The 19,700-nt window shown below is 64.0% G+C and carries 13 protein-coding genes; 3 read left to right on the top strand and 10 right to left on the bottom strand.

Annotation, left to right across the window (positions count from 1 at the left end; translation table 11 throughout):
- The 6 genes from H7225_RS17765 to H7225_RS17740 all read right to left on the bottom strand — a co-directional run bounded on the left by H7225_RS17765 (position 1) and on the right by H7225_RS17740 (position 12,049).
- Positions 1–8,583, bottom strand: a complete 8,583-nt coding sequence (locus tag H7225_RS17765; protein WP_290664255.1) for a glycoside hydrolase family 94 protein — start codon at positions 8,581–8,583, stop codon at positions 1–3.
- Between the two features lie 6 nt (positions 8,584–8,589).
- Complete coding sequence (locus tag H7225_RS17760; protein WP_290664253.1) at positions 8,590–8,832, bottom strand: hypothetical protein; 243 nt, start codon at positions 8,830–8,832, stop codon at positions 8,590–8,592.
- 91 nt (positions 8,833–8,923) lie between these two features.
- The gene (locus H7225_RS17755) at positions 8,924–9,430 is read right to left on the bottom strand and encodes a M48 family metallopeptidase (protein ID WP_290664251.1); all 507 of its coding nucleotides are present in this window, start codon (positions 9,428–9,430) and stop codon (positions 8,924–8,926) included.
- A complete protein-coding gene (gene sbcB, locus H7225_RS17750) occupies positions 9,427–10,851 on the bottom strand; it encodes an exodeoxyribonuclease I (RefSeq protein WP_290664249.1) in 1,425 nt (474 codons plus the stop codon). Before sbcB ends, H7225_RS17755 begins: the two co-directional genes overlap by 4 nt.
- Positions 10,852–10,876: 25 nt before the next feature.
- Positions 10,877–11,296 carry a UPF0158 family protein gene (locus tag H7225_RS17745; protein ID WP_290664247.1) on the bottom strand — a complete coding sequence of 140 codons (420 nt, stop codon included), beginning with the start codon at positions 11,294–11,296 and terminating at the stop codon, positions 10,877–10,879.
- 21 nt (positions 11,297–11,317) lie between these two features.
- Positions 11,318–12,049 (bottom strand): RluA family pseudouridine synthase, encoded by a 732-nt coding sequence (locus H7225_RS17740; protein WP_290664245.1) that lies wholly within the window; start codon positions 12,047–12,049, stop codon positions 11,318–11,320.
- Between the two features lie 95 nt (positions 12,050–12,144).
- Here H7225_RS17740 and H7225_RS17735 point away from each other — a divergent pair, with 95 nt between their 5' ends.
- A complete protein-coding gene (locus H7225_RS17735) occupies positions 12,145–14,994 on the top strand; it encodes an aconitate hydratase (RefSeq protein WP_290664243.1) in 2,850 nt (949 codons plus the stop codon).
- Between the two features lie 65 nt (positions 14,995–15,059).
- On the opposite strand, the gene H7225_RS17730 is transcribed toward H7225_RS17735, so the two are convergent.
- Positions 15,060–15,419 carry an ArsC family reductase gene (locus tag H7225_RS17730; RefSeq protein ID WP_290664241.1) on the bottom strand — a complete coding sequence of 120 codons (360 nt, stop codon included), beginning with the start codon at positions 15,417–15,419 and terminating at the stop codon, positions 15,060–15,062.
- 59 nt (positions 15,420–15,478) lie between these two features.
- Here H7225_RS17730 and ubiG point away from each other — a divergent pair, with 59 nt between their 5' ends.
- Positions 15,479–16,189, top strand: a complete 711-nt coding sequence (gene ubiG / locus H7225_RS17725; protein ID WP_290664239.1) for a bifunctional 2-polyprenyl-6-hydroxyphenol methylase/3-demethylubiquinol 3-O-methyltransferase UbiG — start codon at positions 15,479–15,481, stop codon at positions 16,187–16,189.
- Positions 16,186–16,875 (top strand): HAD-IA family hydrolase, encoded by a 690-nt coding sequence (locus tag H7225_RS17720; protein ID WP_366481738.1) that lies wholly within the window; start codon positions 16,186–16,188, stop codon positions 16,873–16,875. Before ubiG ends, H7225_RS17720 begins: the two co-directional genes overlap by 4 nt.
- A 12-nt stretch (positions 16,876–16,887) precedes the next feature.
- Here H7225_RS17720 and H7225_RS17715 read toward each other — a convergent pair whose 3' ends face one another.
- The 3 genes from H7225_RS17715 to H7225_RS17705 form a co-directional block, all read right to left on the bottom strand.
- Positions 16,888–18,342 (bottom strand): mannose-1-phosphate guanylyltransferase/mannose-6-phosphate isomerase, encoded by a 1,455-nt coding sequence (locus tag H7225_RS17715; RefSeq protein WP_290664237.1) that lies wholly within the window; start codon positions 18,340–18,342, stop codon positions 16,888–16,890.
- A gap of 29 nt (positions 18,343–18,371) precedes the next feature.
- Positions 18,372–19,403, bottom strand: a complete 1,032-nt coding sequence (gene galE, locus H7225_RS17710) for a UDP-glucose 4-epimerase GalE (RefSeq protein WP_290664236.1) — start codon at positions 19,401–19,403, stop codon at positions 18,372–18,374.
- Positions 19,404–19,415: 12 nt separating this feature from the next.
- Positions 19,416–19,700, bottom strand: a 285-nt coding sequence (locus H7225_RS17705; RefSeq protein WP_290664234.1) for a hypothetical protein, incomplete at its 5' end; no start/stop codon positions are given.

Below are 19,700 nucleotides of genomic sequence, written 5' to 3'. Positions count from 1 at the left end.
TCAATCAGACAAGGGGATCAGAAACCAGGTCTCCAGCCCGAGCCCATCCCAACGCAGGACCTCACCGGGCTGCAGCACGATGGCGCCTTGGCCGGAAGCCTTGGCCATCTCCAACTGGGCAGCAGGTCGGCACAGCTTGAAGTGAAGCGTGTGGCCGCCTCGTCGCACCGTCATGTCGGCGTGCTGCCAATGCGATGGCAAGCAGGGCTTGAACATCAAGGTGCCATCGCGTTGCTGCAGGCCAAAGATGGATTCGATGGCGGCGCGGTACAACCACGCCGCAGCACCGGTGTACCAACTCCAACCGCCGCGGCCCACGTAAGGTGGTTGGGTGTAGACGTCGCCGGCCATCACATAAGGTTCGATGCCATAGGCCGCGCCGCGCGTGGGGTGGGCGGTGCGGTGCGCAGGGCTGAGGTAAGTGAAGTAGCGGTAGGCCGCGTCGCCATCGCCACGCTGGGCCTGCGCCATGAGGGCCCAGACGCCAGCGTGCGAGTACTGGCCGCCGTTCTCGCGCACACCGGGCGGGTAGGCCTGGATGTAGCCAGCGCTGGGTTCGGCGTGCGCCAAGGGTGGGTCGAGCAGCTTGATCAATCCGGCCTGCTGGTCCACCAGGTGGGTTTCAACCGCCGACATGGCCATGCGCTCGTTGGCTGGCGAAGAGGCCTGCGACAGCACCGCCCAGGCCTGGGCGATCAGGTCGATGCGGCATTCGGCATTGGCGCTGGCACCCAGGGCCTCGCCGTCGTCGAAGAAAGCGCGGCGGTACCACTGGCCATCCCAGCCGTGCTCCTGCAAGGCGCTTTTCCAGCCGGCCATGGCCTGTTCCCAACGCCGGGCACGGGCGGTGTCGCCCTGCCCTTTGGCGATGGGCGCAAAGTCGGTCACGATGCGGCACAGGAACCAGGCCAACCACACTGATTCACCACGGCCTTCGGAGCCAACCCGGTTCATGCCGTCGTTCCAGTCGCCCACGCCCATCAGCGGCAAGCCGTGCACCCCAACCTTCAGGCTGCGGTCGATGGCGCGGGCGCAGTGCTCGTACACGCTGGCAGTCTGTGTGCTGATGGTGGGGGTGTAATAAGCGTCCTCGGCGCCTTCGGGGATCGGGACACCTTCTAAAAAGGGGATTTCTTCGCTGAGCAGGCTGGCATCGCCGGTCGTATTCAGGTAGTGCACGCTGGCATAGGCCAGCCACAGCAGGTCGTCCGAGAAATGCGTGCGCACGCCAGCCCCCGTGGGGGCATGCCACCAATGCTGCACATCGCCTTCCGGGAACTGCCTTGAAGCTCCCAGCAGGATCTGTTGGCGCAGCATGTCGGGCGCAGAGCCCGCCAAGGCCAGCGAGTCTTGCAACTGGTCTCTGAAGCCAAAGGCCCCACCCGCTTGGTAGAAACCGGCCTTGGACCACAGGCGGCAGGTCACCGTCTGGTAAAGCAGCCAGCGGTTGACCATGGCGTCGAACAGGGGGTCTGGGGTTTTGACGGTGGTGGCGCCCAAGCGCTCGTTCCAGTCTTCGCGCACCTGCTGCAGGCGCAAGCCTGGCGACACAAAGGCACTGCTGACGGCCAGGTGCCGGGCCTCGTCCAGGCTGTTGGCGTGGCCCAGCAAAAACACCTGCTCCAGCTCGGTCCCAGGCTCCACCGACAGCCGCACGGACAAGGCGGCGCAGGGGTCAAGCCCCACGCCACGCTTCTGGCCAAAATAGTCGGGCACGACCAGGCGGCCGCGCGCGTCGAAGCATTCGCGGCGATCGCAGGTCCAGTCGTTAGACAAACCGGCATCGTCGATCTCGCTGACCATGGCCAGGAAGGCCGTGCCGCCCCCAAAGCCCGCGGATTGCTCGCGCTGCGTGGCCATGAGCGCGGTGATGCGCCGCGCGCCCCCAATGCCGCGTGGGTCGGGCAAGGTTTGCGTCAAGGTGCTGGTGCGCACCGAATGCCGGTCGGTGCGGTTGGCGCCCATGATCCATTCCACCAGCTTGATGGCACGCAGGTTCACGGTCTTGCTGCCCTGGTTGAGCAGCTTGAGCCTGAGCTGTTTGATGGACTGCTTCGGGTCCACGCACCAGCTGACCTCCACATCCAGTTCGCCTAGCCGGTGACTGATCGTGGTGACGCCCTGTCCATGCTTGACCCGGTAGCTCACCGGCGCGCCACCCAGGCCCGCCGGCGTCACATTCCAGACTTCGCGCGTCCGCTCGTCCTGCAGCAGCAAGCACTCGCCGGAAGGATCACCCACTGGGTCGTTGGACCAAGGCGTTACCTGGTTCAGGCGGCTGTTCACGGCCCAGGTGTAGCAGCCGCCGGCCTCGGAGACCTGACCGCCAAAGCCGGGGTTGGACAACACATTGATCCAGGGACGGCTTGGCCTTCGCCGTGGGGTGACTTCAAAGCGAAATTCGCCACTGGCCTCATCGAATGTGCCGGTGGGCGGGCTGGGTGAAACCCCGGAATGGATGCCGGCCAGCACGGTCACTTGAGGCGGGTAACCGCGCTCTTCCAGGGCTTGCTCATGGCGCTCGCACCACTCGCTGATGTGGTGGGCCAGCGGGCGTCCGTCGGCGTTCAGGTGCAGGCGCGACAGGGTGTGCAAGGTGCGCAGCTCTTCAACCGACAACTCGTTGCTGCGCAGCACATGAAAACCCGATGCCGCCGAAGGCCCAGGGTTGCCGGCGATGTCCGACACATAGCGTTCGCACAGGGTGCCGATGTCGCGCTGCAGCGCCATCAGGTAGGACGTGGGTTCGGCATTGACGATCACCAGATCACAGACCACCGAGCCCCAGGTCCACAGGCGCAAGGCCTGGGCCAGGGAGCGAACCAAGCCCAGTCCTTGCGGCAAACCGGCCGACACCAGCACGATGGGCCGGTCGCCCGAGATGCCGAAGCGCCACAACAGCTTGCGGTCACACGCATTGGCTGGGCTTTCCTCGTTGAGGTTGATGGGCCGAGTCACCACCATGGCCAGCGCCGTGGTCAAGGTCTGGATGGCCGCGAAAGTCTCGGCGTTGAGCCGAAGCTCGCGCAGCTTGATGCCCGCCAAGGTGGCCGACATCAACGAAGCCCGCTCGATGTGCGCGCGTTGGCGGTACTTGTCCATGACGGACCGCAAGGTCGCCACGTTGTCCGACGCCGCCGTGCACAAGGTCAGGCAGGCCTTGGATTGCGCCGGGATGTGCATGCGCACGGACAAGCAAGCGACCGGATCAAGCCCAGTGTTCAGCACCGCGCCTTCGCCAGGCCGCGATTGATCCAGCTCGGGCGGTGAGTCAAACAAACCCTGCGGGCTGCTCACGTCGCGGTTGCGGCCCAACCAGCGCAGGCGGTCGGTCTGGATGCGCACCTCGGTGATCAACCCCGCATCACCATCGGCCAGGAAATGCACGGCCGACAAGCCCTTCTCGGTGACCAGGCGGGGCCGGCGCTCGAACATCAGGGCCTGCTGCGCCGCCACCCACTCCGCCCGCACGAACAAGTTGGAGAAGGCCGGGTGCGCCTCGTCGGCACGTGGGTCGGCCAGGGTCACCTCGAAGGCCGACATGAACTCCAGGTCGATGTCGCGGTCGCTCACATTGCGGATCTCGACCTGGCGGAACTCGATGTCGTCTTCCGGGCTGACCCACACGGTGACGCGCGTTTCAAGCTCCGGCCAAATGGCATCGAAGCTCACGCGCTCGGCGTGGTAAGTGCTGTGGTAATGGGCGTTGGGATCAGGCGCTGGGTGCTGTGTGAGTGACACCGGTGTCAAGGCCTGGTCCCAGCGCAGGTACATGAAACTGCCACAGGCATCGCGCAACACATCATCACGCCAGCGGGTGATGCCCGCGTTGCCCCAGCGGCTCCAGCCCGCGCCATTGGGGCGCAAGGCCACGCTGTAGCGGCCATTGGACAAAAGGTGCGTGGGCTCAACGGCGGCCACCCCGGGGGTGACATCGCGCAGCATGCCCAGTGCATCGCGTTGTTGACCATCCGCGACGGTGCTGGCCGGGGGCGTGTGCAAGGTCGAGATCTCACGCGGCACGCGCTCGTGCAGCAAGGACGCCACCGCCTCGATGTGGGCATTGGCCATGCCCCATCGGCGCGGCGCGCCATCCAGCAAGACATTGGCCAGCGACACAATGCTCATGCCTTGGTGATGGGCCATGAAGGTGCTCACACGCGAGACCCGATCAACGCCGGTCTGGCGGGATGGCGAAAAATCCAATGCCTCGATCAAGCCATACCGGCCCCTGCCCAGCAGCAGCTCGATGCGGCGCAGATTGCTCACCGCCTGGTTGGGCATGAGTTCGGCCGCCAACACCGTGGCATAAGGCGCGATCACCAGCTCATCCTGAGGCGTGCGCCGCAAGGCCAGCCGGGGAACGCCTTGTGGCGCGTACTGGTAGGCCAGGGTGTGGTCGCTGGCCGCATACGCCGACTCCGACATGCCCCAGGGCGTGCGCTGCTTGTGGGCGTAGGCCATCTGCTCCAGCACCGCAGCGTGCCCGGCACTGTGCAACAGGCTGCCATGCGGCTCATCCAGCACCAACGAGGGCATCAGGTACTCGAACATCGAGCCCGACCAGGATCGCAGTCCGGCATGCGTCCCCGCCGCGTAGGTGGGCCGACCCAACGCGGCCCAATGGTTGACCGGCGCGTCGCCCTTGGCAATGGCCAGCAGGCTGGTCAGGCGTGACTCGGAGGCCAGCAGGTCGTAGAAGCTGGCATCGAGTTGCTGCTCGGCAATGCGGTAGCCGATGTGAAAAAGATGCCGCTTGCGGTGGTACAGAAAACTGTAGTCAGGCTCCCAGGCGATGCGTTTGAACTGCGTGGCCAGGTCGTCAAGGCGTGCGATGGCTTGGTGCGCTTCGCCCGGCGCAGCCTGGTCACGCCAGGCCGAACGCACGGTGCTCAGGTGATCAGCCAGGCACCACAACAGGGTCTGGCTGTCTGGTCGAGCTTCTGAAAAAATTTGCAAGGCCTCCAACTCCCGGGCCGCACCGTTCAGCAGCAACTGCCCGCCCTCGGGCATCGGACGACCACCGGTCAAGGGGTCGGTCAAGGCCACCAGTTGCATCAGGGCCTGATGACCCGGCAGCTCGGCCAGCAAGGGCAGCATCGGCTGCAAGCGCAGGTGGGATGTTTGCAAAGCCAGCCTGGCAGCTCGCTCATCCAGCGGCGCAAGTCGCAACTCAAGACAGGCCTGCGCCGTGGCCAGCAAATGCCCGCTCAGGTTGCCGCTGTCCACGGTAGAGACGTAGCTGGGCAACAAGGGACGCAGGGTCTCCGTGTCGTACCAGTTCAGGAAGTGGCCACGGTGGCGCTGCATGGTGAGCATGGTGGCCAAGGTGGCTTCCAGCCGGTCCAACAGATCCAGTGTGCCGATCCAGCCAAACTGGCGCGCGCAGGCGGTGCTGAGCAGGTACAGCCCGATGTTGGTCGGTGAGGTCCGGTGCGCCACCATGTCATAAGGCAAGGTCTGCAGGTTATCCGGCGGCAAGTGGTGGTCGCCGGGCCCCACGCAACGCTCGAACAAGCGCCAGGTGTCACGCGCCAATCCAGACAAGTAGAACTGATCCGCCGAGCTCACGGCATCCCGCGCCGTGGACACACTGGTGCGGCTCACCCACCAGGTCCACAAAGGCGAGGCGGCCCAGACCAGGCACAGCCCCAAGGCCAGCCAGGGCTGCGGCGACGTGAAGTACAGCAAGGTGCCCATGATCAGGGCCACTGAGGTCACAGCGCGATGGCGCCGGACGATGGCCGCCAGCGCATGGCTGGTGGATGCTTGCGCGGCCGCCGCCGTGGTCCATTCCAGCAGGTGCCGGTGGCTGACCAGCATGCGGTACAGGGTGCGCACGATCGCGTCGGCCGCCATCAAGGCCTCGTCCAACAACTGGGCCAGGTGCCACAGGCCGGCGCCCAGCGACCGAACCACGTCCGCCAAAGCCTGCCGATAGAAGTGGGCCATGGCGATGTCATCGCGGCTTGGGGCCAAGCCCGCCACGGCCCCCAACAAAGGTCCACCCGCAAAAGCGACGAGCACCAAGGCGATCACCGCCCACGGCGAGATCACACCACTGGCCAGGGCCAGGATCAGCAAGGCGAAGGACATGGGCGCCACCAGGGAGCGGCGCAGGTTGTCGATCATCTTCCAGCGGTTGATGCCGCTGATGCTGAACCAGCCGCCACGCACCAGAAAGCTCAACAGTTGCCAATCGCCGCGAATCCACCGGTTCAAGCGAGAGGCCGCGACATCGGCGTGGAAAGGCGCGTCCTCAACCAGCGTGATGTCGGTGACCCCGGCGCAACGCACCAGGGAGCCCTCCAGCAAGTCGTGGCTCAATACATGGCCCTCAGGCAGGCGGCCGCAGAGCACCGCGTGAACCGCCTGGACATGGAGCAGCCCTTTGCCGGTGAAGGAACCTTCGTCGAACACATCTTGGTAGACCTCGGAGCTGGCCGCGCTGTAGGGGTCAATGCCCAGCTGGCCCGCGAACAGCCAGTGGAAGCGGGTCATGTCGCGGGGGGCCGGCAAGGGGGTCACGATGCGGGGCTGCAAGATGCCGTGACCACTGATGACGCGGGTCCCTCGCGCATCCAGGCGGGGCCGGTTGTGCGGATGCGCAGCCACGCCCACCAGCTCGCGCAAGCGCCCGGGGGGCAGTTGGGTGTCACTGTCCAGGGTGACGACGTAGCGGGTCTGCGGCGCGATGTTGGACGCGGCGCCCAGGCTCAGGAAAGCGCCGGTTTGGCCGGTGGCCAGGGCCTCCACAAGCTGCTCGAGCTTGCCGCGTTTGCGCTCCCACCCCATCCACGTCTGCTCGGTCTCGCTGAAGCGCCGCTCACGGTGCAGGACGATGAAGCGAGGCGCCTCGTCGCCATCCACCGGAAAACGTTCGTTCAACTCACCCAGGCGGTGCCCCACCGCTTGCACCAAAGCCGCATCAGTGGGCAGGCTGGCCACGTCGGCATCGGCCCAATCGGTCAGCAGCGCGAACTGCGCATGGCGCTCCGGGTTGGCCAGGTAGTGCAGGCTCAGTTGGTGGGTCAAGGCCTTGACCGATGCGGCATTGGTCAACATGGCCGGGATCACCACCATCACGCGGTGCTCAGGCGGGATCCCATCGGACAAGGCCAAACGCGGAAACCTGACGGGCCGCACCGACTCGCTGATCAGGCGGTTCACCATGGCCACCACGGCCTCTGAGGCCGGGAAGATCATCAAGACCACGGCCAGGCCAACGAGCCAGGCCGGCCCCTCCCAGCCGAAGGCCTGCGGGCCGTGCTGGCTCAGCACCCAGGCCACCAACGCCGCGGTGCCCAAGGCCAAGGCCGCCAGGTAAGCGGGCACTGCCCCCGCGCGCCAGGCGAAACGCCAGGCCATGGCGGCGTGTTCTTGCAGCCTCAGCGCGCTCATCAACTGCGGGCGCCCCGGCCCTTGCAGCCAATGGCTGGCCACGGTCACATCGTCGGCGATCTCAGGCGGCATGGGCGAGGCCTGCGCCCGGTGCATCAACGCCAACAGCGCATGGGCCACGGACAGCTCGCTTTGCCCGCTGCGGCGGGCCAGCCCTTCAATGTCGTGCAAGGTTTGGCTGCGCGTGTCATCGCGCTCAGCCTCAAACGTGGGCGCCGACATCATGAGCTGCATCAACGAACTGGTTTGCCCGACGATGTCGGTCCAGTCCGCATCGCCAATCGCCCGCAAGGCGCTGATGGCATTGCTCACGCTCAGGTTATTGGCCGTGCGCTCTACCGGCTGCTGCATCTGCACCGCGGCCAAGTCGGGCAGGGTTTTGTTCAGCCAATCGTGGTAACGCTCGTGTCCCACGCCGGCGATCTGCGAATCCTGCAAGCGCTGCGCCATTTGAGACAGAAATGCACGCCCTGCACCGCGTGCATTCATCAAGGCCAGCAGCGCATCGAGCTGATGGGGGCTGTAGGTCTCGATGCGGTCGCAGCACAGGTTGGCCACTTCGCGCGCTGCCTTGCTGACGGCCACGTTCTCGGCCAGGCGGCGCAAGTTCTCGATCAACACCACGCGCAAGGTCGTGGGCAGGGCCCAAAGCTCGCCCAGGGTCAGGTCACGAACCTCCTGATAGGCGCGCAGAAAGTGGGTCAGCAGCTCTTCGTCAAACGCGCTGTCGTTGTGGGCCACGAAGGCCCACGCCACGCCATACACGCGCGGCAAGCCCGCCAGTGGTTCATCAATCAACACCGGCAGATCACGGAAATAGCGGCGGGGCAATCCGTCGCGTATTTCTTTAAGCTGTGCTTCTATCAAATGGAAGTTGTCCAGCAGCCATTCGGCCGCCGGGCTCACGTCGTGGCCCGTGATGGCCTGGGCGCTGATGTAGTGGTGCGCTTCACGCAGCACGCGGATGTTATCCCGCAAGCGGGGAAAGAAAGCGGTTGACCGCAGTGCAGCGTTGCGCGCCCGGTGGGTGGCCGCCAGGCTGCGACCATGGTCGGCAAAGCGGCTGACCCCAAAAATTTCGGAGCGGTTGGCGGGCGCCATCGGCCCACGCGAAAACGACAGGATGTCGCACACCTCTGCCGATACTTCTGGCAGCAGCAGAAGCAGAGGAGATCGGGCCATGACGGCCTACAGCGCCAAAGAGGCTATGCCAACAACGACCATCACCGTGACCAGGGAGGTCACAAAACGCGGTGCCACAAAGCCATGTGCGGCCTCAGCCAAACACTGCACGCTGAACCACCGCCCCCTGGAGCCCTGACAAACGTCAAAATGCCCGCTCAAAGACGACAGCTCCATGGGCGAGGTGTCGGGCGCGTCGGGGATCGACGCCGTGCTCCAGCGGGGCGAGAAAGCGTGGTGCGAGTTCATGCGGGGCTCTCCTGGTGGTTTTAAACCCATGCTAGGCCCCGCGCCACCCCGCGTATGTCGGTCCAACGCGTCGGGCCCGGTAGGACGTATCCTACGCTGCTGCCGCGTTACTCAAGTCCAGGTTCGTCAAGTAAAGCCGCAGATCGAACTCGTGCTGGTGGTAGTCGGGTTCCAGGTGGACACACAATTGGTAGAAGGCCTTGTCATGGGCTTTCTCCTTCAAGTGCGCCAACTCGTGCACCACGATCATCTTCAGGAACTCTGGCGGGGCCTCCTTGAACAGGCTGGCCACGCGGATCTCGCGCTTGGCCTTGAGCTTGCCGCCTTGCACCCGCGAGATCGCTGTGTGCGTGCCCAGTGCATGTTGGATCACTTGGAGCTTGCCGTCAAACACCACCTTGTGGATGGCGTCCGCATTGCGCATGTGGCGGCTTTTCAGCTCAAGCACATAGTCGTACAGGGCCTTGTCGGTGCGCACCTCGTGCTTGTCGCCATATTTGCGCTGCAGCACCTCGCCCAGCTTGCCCTGGTCAATGACCTTTTGCACCTGCACCAGCACGTGCTCGGGGTAGCCCGACAGGTACTTCAAACCGCTCATGGCGCGATCTGCTCGGCGTAGTCGTACAGGGCGCCCAGGATGCCCTCGCCGCGTTCGTCGGTGGTGTCGCTGAGCTCATCGATGCGGTCAAAGAAGGCCTGCAGCGACAGCCCGCCACCGACCCCATCGTGCAAACGCTCAACACGCAGCTGCTGCCACCGCTCCTGGTCTGAGCCGCTCAAGGTTTGTGGAAAATTACGGGCCCGGTAGCGGAACAGCAACTCGTCAAGGCGCGGGTCTTCAAAGCCGGTGCGGCGTTCGGCCAGCAACTCGGGGCTCAAGGTTAGCAGGCGGTCCAGTGCGTTGCGGTCATCTTTGCTCAAGAAGCCGCCGTACAAGTCTTCATCGACATCGGCGGGCTGATCACGGGGTGGCCGCGCAAACACATCGGGCCAGATGCCCGCCATCGAGGCCCCTTGACGCGCTGCCAATTCAGCGTGGCGCAAGGCTTGATCAAGGTCCAGGCCCCAACGGGCCGCCACGGCAGGCGTGAGCGTCTTGAGGTTGCCGATCACGATGGGCGACTTGTTGATGTGGATGGACTTGATCGGCATACGCGTCATGCCCTCGGGCAGCTCGTCGGCCTTGCTGAAGGTGCGCTGGCGGATGACATCGGCGTTGAGCGTGAACAGCTCGCTCGGGTCCACCGACAGGTCCCACACGATCAGCTCATTCTTGTTGGTGGGATGCGGCGCCAGTGGCCACACGATGGCCAAACAGCCGCGCTCTACCCCATATTGGCCCGATACATGCAGGAAGGGCTTGCCCACGCCAATCTCGGCCAGCACGGCATCCTTCTTGCGCAGCTTCAGGCAGAACTCGAACAGCTTGGGTTGCTTTTGCAAGATCAGGCGTGCCAAACCAATGGTGGCGCGCACGTCGGACAGCGCATCGTGCGCGGCCTCATGCGACAGGCCGTTGGCCGCCGTCAGGTGCTCCAGCTTGAACGAGGGGCGGCCATCGTCATGCTTAGGCCATGCGATGCCTTCAGGGCGCAAGGCCCAGGTGCAGCGCACCACGTCCAGCAAGTCCCAACGGCCACAGTTGTTTTGCCATTCGCGGGCATACGGGTCCATCAGGTTGCGCCAGAACAGGTGGCGCGTCACCTCGTCGTCAAAGCGAATGGTGTTGTAGCCCACGCCAACGGTGCCGGGCCAGGCCAGCTCGCGCTCAATCGCCTGGGCAAAGGCGTGCTCGGGCAGGCCGCGTTCCAGGCAGGTTTGCGGCAGGATGCCCGTGAGCAGGCAGGACTCGGGGTCGGGCAGGTAATCGGGCGCAGGCTGGCAGTAGTGCATCACCGGCTTGCCCACCTCGTTGAGCTGCGCGTCAGTGCGGATGCCCGCGAACTGCGCCGGCCTGTCGCGCCGGGGGACACGGCCAAAGGTTTCGTAGTCGTGCCAGAAGAAGGTGAACTCGCTCATGCCATGTCCCGTCGATCTTGGTGCTTCACTGCCATTGGGCTTCGATGCCTTGCTGCCTGCACCACTCTTGCGCCATCGCTGAATAGGCCTGGTGGTGATGCGCAAACCATTCGTCTCGCAACGCAGGCAAGGTCTGCATGGCGTCCTTGAAAGCCTCGAAGGGCTCATCACTGTGGAATGCAGCGCTCAAGGTCGCGCGCGCCTGCGGATCGGTTAACTGCGCGATGAAGGCCTCGATCACGTGCAGCGCGGGCTCCGCCTGCACCGATTCGATCCAGCGGTAGCGTGGGTGGGTGGCCAGGTCGGGCGGCAAGGCTTCCAGGCCTTCACCGGCGTAGATCACCTCGCCCGTGTCCAGGTCCAGGTAATGGCTTGGGTCGTCCAGCTCATAGCGGGTGGCCAAAGCGATGATGAGGTCGTCCAGGTCAATGGTCAAAGTGTTCATGGTGGTCATTCAAAGCGGATGTCAAAACGGGACAGGGCTCACGATGTGCACCCATTCGCCCGTTCGCGGATGCGGTAGTTTCAACTCGGCCGCGTGCAACAGCAAGCGATCGGCCTGAGCGCGCACGGCGGCGCTGGCGTACAAGGGGTCGCCCACGATGGCGTGCCCGATCGACATCATGTGCACGCGCAGCTGGTGGGAGCGGCCCGTCACTGGCGCCAGGTTGACCCGCGTGGTGGCATGAAGCGCATCGCGCGCCACCACCTGCCAACGCGTCAAGGCCGGTTTACCGTCTGCCCAATCTACCTTCTGGCGTGGCCGGTTGGGCCAATCGCTGATCAAGGGCAGCGCCACATCACCGCTGTCGGTCGCCATCTGGCCGGCCACCAGCGCCACATAGCGCTTTTGCACCTGCCGATTTTGAAACAGCTCGCTCAGATCGCGGTGCGCCTGGGCACCCAGCGCCATGACCAGCAGACCCGACGTCTGCATGTCCAGGCGATGCACGATCAAAGCCTGCGTAAACTCCAGCTGAACACGCGAGGCCAGGCTGTCATGAAACTTCTCGCCCCGCCCCGGCACACTCAACAGACCGCTGGGTTTGTTGACGATCAGGAGAGTGTCGTCCGCGTAGGCGATGTTCAGCCCGGTGTGCGGCGGCGGCGCGTAGTCGGCCAGCTGGTGCAGGGCCGTGCCCGCCTCAAGCGGCTCACTCATCATCACGCCACACCCCATCACCGCAAAAACAGACATCACAAAACCCCATGGCGCCAAGCCTAGCGCAGAACTTGGCAGGCCCTGCCACAATGGCACTTTCGCATTGCGTCTGTTTTGCACGGAGAGTCCACATGGCCAAAGTTCCCAAGCATGCGTTTGCCAAAACGCTCAAGACATTCAAGACCGCATCGGGCAAATCGCTGCAGTTCTACTCGCTGCCCGCGCTGACCAAACAGTACCCCAACATCGCCCGCCTGCCCGTCTCGATCCGCATCGTGCTGGAATCCGTGCTGCGCAACTGCGATGGCAAAAAAGTCACCCCCGAACACGTGGCCGAGCTGGCCCACTGGCAGCCCGTGGCGCTGCGCACCGACGAAATCCCCTTCGTGGTCTCGCGCGTGGTGCTGCAAGATTTCACCGGCGTGCCCCTGCTGGCCGACCTGGCCGCGATGCGCAACGTGGCCGCCAGCCTGGGCAAATCCCCCAAGTCCATCGAGCCCCTGGTGCCAGTGGACCTGGTGGTCGACCACTCCGTGATGATCGACCACTACGGCACCAAGAACTCGCTCGACCTGAACATGAAGCTGGAGTTCCAGCGCAACCAAGAGCGCTACGAGTTCATGAAGTGGGGCATGCAGGCGTTTGACACCTTCGGCGTGGTGCCCCCAGGCTTCGGCATCGTCCACCAGGTCAACCTGGAGTACCTGGCGCGCGGCATCCACAAAACCAAAGATGGCGTGGCCTACCCCGACACCCTGGTCGGCACCGACAGCCACACCACCATGATCAACGGCATCGGCGTGGTGGGCTGGGGCGTGGGCGGCATCGAGGCCGAGGCGGGCATGCTGGGCCAACCGGTTTACTTCCTGACGCCGGATGTCGTCGGCTTCGAGTTGACCGGCCAACTGCGCGAAGGCGTGACGGCCACCGACCTGGTGCTGACCGTGACCGAAATCCTGCGCAAGGCCAAGGTCGTGGGCAAGTTCGTGGAGTTCTTCGGCTCGGGCACCACCACCCTGGCGCTGCCCGACCGCGCAACGATCGCCAACATGGCCCCCGAATACGGCGCCACCATGGGCTTTTTCCCGGTCGATGAGAAAACCATCGACTACTTCAAGGGCACCGGCCGCACCAAAGCCGAGATCGAAGCCTTTGAGGCTTATTTCAAGGCCCAGAAGCTGTTCGGCATACCCCAGGCTGGCGAGATCGACTACTCCAGCGTTGTGCAGCTGGATTTGGGCGCGGTCACGCCTTCGCTGTCAGGCCCCAAGCGCCCGCAAGACCGGATTGAGCTGGGCAATGTGAAAAGCCAATTCATCAACCTCTACAGCAAGCCTGCGGCCGACAACGGCTTCAACCAACCGGCCGACAAGCTGGGTCAACGCTACAGCCTGGGCGGAGGCGAAGTGGCACCGCCTGCCACACCCACGCCCGCTGGCGCGCCACGCCAGGTGGTGGAGATGGAGGGCAACCGCCCCACGCTGGAATCGGCCAAGGGCAAGCCCAGCAAAAATGTCGACGTCGTCAACATCGGCAATGGCGACGTGCTAATCGCGGCCATCACCTCCTGCACCAACACCTCCAACCCCAGCGTCCTGCTGGCGGCCGGCCTGCTGGCCAAGAAGGCGGTCGAAGCGGGCCTGAAAGTCAAGCCACACGTCAAGACCTCCCTGGCGCCTGGCTCGCGCATCGTCACAGAGTACCTGGAAAAAGCCGGTCTGCTGCCCTACCTTGAAAAGCTGGGCTTCACCCTGGCCGCCTATGGCTGCACCACCTGCATCGGCAACGCGGGCGACCTGACGCCCGAGATCAACGAAGTCATCACCAAGAACGACCTGGTGTGCGCGGCCGTGCTGTCCGGCAACCGCAACTTCGAAGCCCGCATCCACCCCAACCTGAAGGCCAATTTCCTGGCCTCGCCCCCGCTGGTCGTGGCCTACGCCATCGCTGGCAACGTCACCAAAGATCTGATGACCGAGCCCGTGGGCCAAGGCAAAGGTGGCAAGGACATCTACCTGGGCGACATCTGGCCCAGCAGCGACGAGATCTACAAACTTCTCAAGTACGCCATGAATGGCAAGGCCTACCGCGAGAACTATGAAAAGGTCATCAGCGACCCGGGCAAGTTGTGGAACAAGATCAACGGCGTCAAGGGCAATGTTTACTCATGGCCCAAGAGCACCTACATCGCCGAGCCGCCTTTCTTCAAGGACTTTACCCAGACGCCCGCCATCACCGAACCGGGCGTCACCGGGGGCCGCATCATCGGCCTGTTCGGCGATTCGATCACCACCGACCACATCTCGCCCGCTGGCTCGTTCAAAGAGACCACGCCCGCCGGACAATATCTGCTGGCCCAAGGCGTGCTGAAGGCCGACTTCAACAGCTATGGCTCACGCCGGGGCAACCACGAAGTGATGATGCGCGGCACCTTCGCCAACGTGCGCATCAAGAACCTGATGCTGCCGGCCAAGCTTGATGGCTCGCGCGAAGAAGGCGGCTACACCCTGTACCAGCTGGATGGCGAAGACAAGGGCACCAAGCTGCCCATCTACGACGCGGCCATGAAGTACCAGGCCGCCAAGGTGCCCACCGTGATCCTGGCGGGCGAGGAGTACGGCACCGGCTCCAGCCGCGACTGGGCCGCCAAAGGCACCCAATTGCTGGGCATCAAGGCCGTGGTGGCACGCAGCTTCGAGCGCATCCACCGCTCCAACCTGGTCGGCATGGGCGTGCTGCCCCTGCAGTTCAAAGGCCATGACACCTGGGAGACGCTGGGCCTGAAGGGCGACGAGACCATCGACGTCCAACTGGACAACGAGATCAAGCCGCAGGCCGACGCCAAACTGATCATCCGCCGCCTGGACGGCAGCACCCAGGAGGTCGTGGTCACCTTGCGCATCGACACCCCGATCGAGGTGGACTACTATCAGCACGGCGGCATCCTGCCCTTCGTGCTGAGGCAGTTGCTGGCGGCCTGACCCATCCATTCAGGCAAAAATGCCCCGGCTGGCCACACCGCGCCAGCCAGCGCACGCCAGCGCACTCAAGGCCGTTGATCCAGCAAGACAGCGGCCTTTTTTTCGTGGAAACCCACCACCAGCACCTGCCCGTTTTTCTCAATGACCGGCCGCTTGATCACGCTGGCATGGGCCAGCATCAGGGCCTTGGCACTGGCCGCGTCCAGCACGCCCGCCTTGGTCGCCTCATCCAACTTGCGCCAGGTCGTGCCCTGCCGGTTCACCAGAACCTCCCAGCCCACCGCCTTGATCCAGGCGTCCAGCCGATCTGCTGGCACGCCCTGCTTTTTGTAGTCGTGGAACTGGACGGCCAGGCCTTGCGCCGTCAGCCACGTCCGCGCCTTCTTCACCGTGTCGCAATTGGGGATCCCGTAAACCTTCAACATCCTCGGCCCTTTCGCAAAGCCCCATTCTGCCTGCCTGTCCACGCGGTACGATGTTGTCCATGACGACGAACGCCGACCCCCAAGAACTCGCCAAATTCAGTGACCTGGCCCACCGCTGGTGGGACCCTGAAAGCGAGTTTCGACCGCTGCACCAGATCAACCCTCTGCGCCTGGACTGGATCGACCAGCAAGCCCACATCGCCGGCAAACGCGTGGTCGATATTGGCTGCGGCGGCGGCATCCTGGCTGAATCGATGGCGCGCCGTGGCGCCAACGTGCTGGGCATCGACCTGGCCGATCGGCCCTTGAAGGTCGCCCAATTGCACGCCATGGAAAGCGGCGTGGCCAACCTCGACTACCGCAGCATTGCCGCTGAAGACCTGGCCGCCGAGCAACCTGGCCAGTTCGACGTGGTCACCTGCATGGAAATGCTCGAGCACGTGCCCGACCCATCATCAGTGGTGCGGGCTTGCGCGCAGATGGCCAAGCCGGGCGGCTGGATTTTCTTTTCCACCCTCAACCGCAACCCCAAGTCCTTCCTCTTCGCCATCGTTGGCGCCGAATACCTGCTCAAGCTGCTGCCCAAAGGCACGCACGAATTCTCGCGCTTCATCCGCCCAGCCGAATTGACCCGCTGGGCCCGTGAGGCCGATCTGTCGACCACGCAAATGAAGGGCCTGGAATACAACCCGATCACCCGCCGCTACTGGCTGTCGGGCAACACCAGCGTCAATTACATGATCGCTTGCCGCAAGCCCACCGGCGCATGAGCATGGCCTTGAACTGGACCACGCCGCCTCAGGCCGTGCTGTTCGATCTGGATGGCACCCTGGCCGACACAGCCGGTGATCTGGGCGGTGCGCTCAACCACCTGCGGGTGCAACGTGGCCTGCAGCCCATGTCCCTGGACTTGCTCCGCCCGCATGCTTCTGCGGGTGCGCGGGGCCTCATCGGTGTCGGACTGGACATCCATCCCGGCCATGCCGAATACGACGACACGCGCCTGGCCTTCCTGGACGCCTACACGCAATGCCTGAGCGACACCACCGTGCTGTTCGACGGCGTGGCGCAGCTGCTTGATCAGTTAGAACGGGCCGGCCTGAAATGGGGCGTGGTCACCAACAAGCCCCACCGCTTCACCATCCCGGTGATGCAGGGTCTGGGCCTGGTAAATCGGAGCATGACCACCATCAGCGGCGACAGCACGGCCCACGCCAAGCCTCACCCCCTGCCCTTGCTGACCGCCTGCGAACAGATCAAGTCAGACCCGGCAGCCACGCTGTACGTCGGCGATGACCTGCGCGACATCCAGGCCGCCCAAGCTGCCGGCATGCCCAGCGCCGCCGCAGCCTGGGGCTACCTCGGCCACAGCCACGACATTCGCGACTGGGGCGCCAATGTGATCACCGAGCGGCCGCTGGATTTGCTGGCCGTGCTCGGTTTGAATCAACGCTGAGACCTGGCTGGCTTAAACCGAACGGCCGTAGTTGTCCTGGAAGCGGACGATGTCGTCTTCACCCAGGTAGCTGCCCGACTGCACTTCGATGATCTCCAAAGGAATCGTGCCGGGGTTGACCAGGCGGTGCACCGTTCCCAGAGGGATGTAGGTTGACTGATTCTCGGACAGCATCAGGACCTTGTCGCCATTGGTGACCTCGGCCGTGCCGCTGACCACGATCCAGTGCTCGGCGCGGTGATGGTGCATCTGCAAACTGAGGCTGGCCTTGGGCTTGACCATGATGCGCTTGACCTGGAAACGCGGCCCGAAATCGATCGAGTCGTACCAGCCCCAAGGCCGGTGCACACGGCGGTGCACCGTGCCTTCGCTGCGCTCCTGCAAGGCCAGCGCATTGACGATCTGCTTGACGTCCTGGCTGCAACTGCGATCGGCCACCAACACGGCATCGGGTGTTTCAACCACCACGATGTTGTCCAGGCCCACCGTGGCCACCAGGCGGCTGGTGGCATGAACCAAGGTGTTGCGGCTGTTGTGCAGCAACGCATCGCCCTGGCTAGCGTTGCCTTGGGCATCTTGAGGACTGACCTGCCAGACGGCATCCCAGGCCCCCAGGTCGGACCAACCTGCGTCCAGGGGCACCATGCGCACCACGAAGCCGCTGGCCGGTTTGCCAGGACACTGCTCCATCACCGCATAGTCGACCGACTCGGACGGCACTTGCGCAAACTCGGCCTTGCCGGGACGCACGAAACTGGCATCGGTGGTGCGCACGTCAAAGGACTGGCGCGTGGCCTGGAGGATGTCCGGCCGGAAATGCTCCAGCGCGGCCAACCACCGTGACGCACGCATCACGAACATGCCGCTGTTCCAGAAGTAGCCGCCCTCGGCCAGATAGCCCTTGGCGGTTTCCAGGTTGGGTTTTTCAACGAAAGCGAGCACGCCGCGCGCACCATCGGCCTCCGCTTGCCCAGTGCGGATGTAACCGAAACCGGTTTCAGGGCGGTCGGGCGTGATGCCCAGGATCACGATGTCGCCCTTGGCGGCGCAACGCACCGCCAATTGCAAGGCCTTGGTGTAAGCCGCTTCATCGGTCACGGTCTGGTCGGCAGGCGTCACCACCAGGATGGGGTCATCCCCCGCTGCAACAGCCTGCAAGGCGGCCAGCGCCACAGCTGGCGCGGTGTTGCGACCCACGGGCTCCAAGAGCAAAGACGAGGGCTCGCCCTTCAGCTCGCGCAGTTGATCCAGCACCAGGAAACGATGTTCCTCGTTGCCCACCACGCAGGGCTTGGCCACCTCGATGTCTTGCGCGCCCAAAGATTGCAGACGCAGGTGCGCTTGCTGGAACAAGCTTTGATTGCCTTGCAACACCAGGAACTGCTTGGGGTACAAGGCACGAGACAGCGGCCAAAGGCGGGTGCCCGATCCACCGGCCATGATCACGGGAAGCAAATTGAGTTTCATACGGTTCTATTCAGCAAATTTCAGGCCTGTTATCCAGCAAAGCCCTGGGGATTGTTGAACTGCCAGCGCCAGGAGTCCGCACACATGTCGTCCAAGCCGCGCTGAGCCTTCCAACCCATGGTGTTGAACGCATGCGCCGGATCAGCGTAGCAGGCATCGATGTCACCCGGGCGACGGGGGGCAAAAACCACCGGAATGTCGCGCCCCGATGCCTTGCCATAGGCCTGCGCCAGCTCCAGCACACTGTAGCCCTGCCCCGTGCCCAGGTTCACCGTCAAGGAGCGGTTTTGCTCGGCCAGGTACCGCAGTGCGGCCACATGCCCATCGGCCAGATCGCAGACGTGGATGTAGTCGCGCACGCCGGTGCCATCGGGCGTGTCGTAGTCGTTTCCGTAGACGTTCAAGTGCTCGCGTTTGCCAGCCGCAACTTGGGCCACATAGGGCATCAGGTTGTTGGGAATGCCGCGCGGATCTTCGCCAATCTGGCCGCTTTGGTGGGCGCCGACGGGGTTGAAATAGCGCAAGTAAGCCACGTGCCAGCCACTGTCGCAACGCTCCAGTTCGCGCAGAATTTCTTCGCCCATCAACTTGGTCTGACCATAGGGATTGGTCACCCGCAAAGCGGCCGCTTCGGTGATGGGCAACTGGTCAGGCTTGCCATACACCGTGGCCGACGAGCTGAACACCAGGTTGAACACGCCATGCCGTTTCATGGCCTGGCTCACGGACAGCAAACCACCCAGGTTGTTTTCGAAGTAATCCAGGGGCTTTTCAACGGATTCACCCACGGCCTTCAACGCCGCGAAGTGCACCACCGCCGAAATACCCCCGAACTCTGATTGCCCCAGCTCGAAACACCGGTCAAGCACAGCGGCATCCCGAACATCGCCTTCGACAAACCGAGGTTTGATCTTTCCAAGGTGCTCCAGCCGTTGCAGCACCTTGGGCGAACTGTTGACGAAACTGTCCACCCCCACCACGTCAAACCCGGCACTTTGCAGCGCCAACCAAGTGTGGGAGCCGATGTAACCGGTGGCGCCGGTCAAGAGAATGCAGGGCATGGTCAATGACTCTCAGTCGATGGTGAAACTGGCACTGCAGCTGAACTGGCGCCCATCATGGGCAACGCGTTGCGTGTTGGTGATCACCTGGGTATTACTTTCAGCCGACTGCTTGTATTGCTGGACTGAGCAGCCCACGGCGATGGCGCGCGAGAAGTTGTAGTCGGAGGACAGCGATGCCACGGTGTAGTCGCTTGATGTCTTTCCAGACTGCCCGTTGGTGCGCGATGTATTCACATCATATTTATCCCACCCCAAGCCAGCGGTGAAACCCAACTTCGCGGTGGGCGTCCATCG

It is taken from the genome of Aquabacterium sp. (genome assembly GCF_014378415.1).
Classification (GTDB): domain Bacteria; phylum Pseudomonadota; class Gammaproteobacteria; order Burkholderiales; family Burkholderiaceae_C; genus Aquabacterium.
Note: the sequence above shows the minus strand (reverse complement) of the source record. Positions and strands in the feature narration are given on the sequence as shown.

Excerpts from the sequence above, each read along its gene's own strand:
- H7225_RS17765 (WP_290664255.1), bottom strand. The coding sequence starts at position 8,583 with ATGGCCCGATCTCCTCTGCTTCTGCTGCTGCCAGAAGTATCGGCAGAG.
- H7225_RS17760 (WP_290664253.1), bottom strand. The coding sequence starts at position 8,832 with ATGAACTCGCACCACGCTTTCTCGCCCCGCTGGAGCACGGCGTCGATC.
- H7225_RS17755 (WP_290664251.1), bottom strand. The coding sequence starts at position 9,430 with ATGAGCGGTTTGAAGTACCTGTCGGGCTACCCCGAGCACGTGCTGGTG.
- sbcB (WP_290664249.1), bottom strand. The coding sequence starts at position 10,851 with ATGAGCGAGTTCACCTTCTTCTGGCACGACTACGAAACCTTTGGCCGT.
- H7225_RS17745 (WP_290664247.1), bottom strand. The coding sequence starts at position 11,296 with ATGAACACTTTGACCATTGACCTGGACGACCTCATCATCGCTTTGGCC.
- H7225_RS17740 (WP_290664245.1), bottom strand. The coding sequence starts at position 12,049 with ATGTCTGTTTTTGCGGTGATGGGGTGTGGCGTGATGATGAGTGAGCCG.
- H7225_RS17735 (WP_290664243.1), top strand. The coding sequence starts at position 12,145 with ATGGCCAAAGTTCCCAAGCATGCGTTTGCCAAAACGCTCAAGACATTC.
- H7225_RS17730 (WP_290664241.1), bottom strand. The coding sequence starts at position 15,419 with ATGTTGAAGGTTTACGGGATCCCCAATTGCGACACGGTGAAGAAGGCG.
- ubiG (WP_290664239.1), top strand. The coding sequence starts at position 15,479 with ATGACGACGAACGCCGACCCCCAAGAACTCGCCAAATTCAGTGACCTG.
- H7225_RS17720 (WP_366481738.1), top strand. The coding sequence starts at position 16,186 with ATGAGCATGGCCTTGAACTGGACCACGCCGCCTCAGGCCGTGCTGTTC.
- H7225_RS17715 (WP_290664237.1), bottom strand. The coding sequence starts at position 18,342 with ATGAAACTCAATTTGCTTCCCGTGATCATGGCCGGTGGATCGGGCACC.
- galE (WP_290664236.1), bottom strand. The coding sequence starts at position 19,403 with ATGCCCTGCATTCTCTTGACCGGCGCCACCGGTTACATCGGCTCCCAC.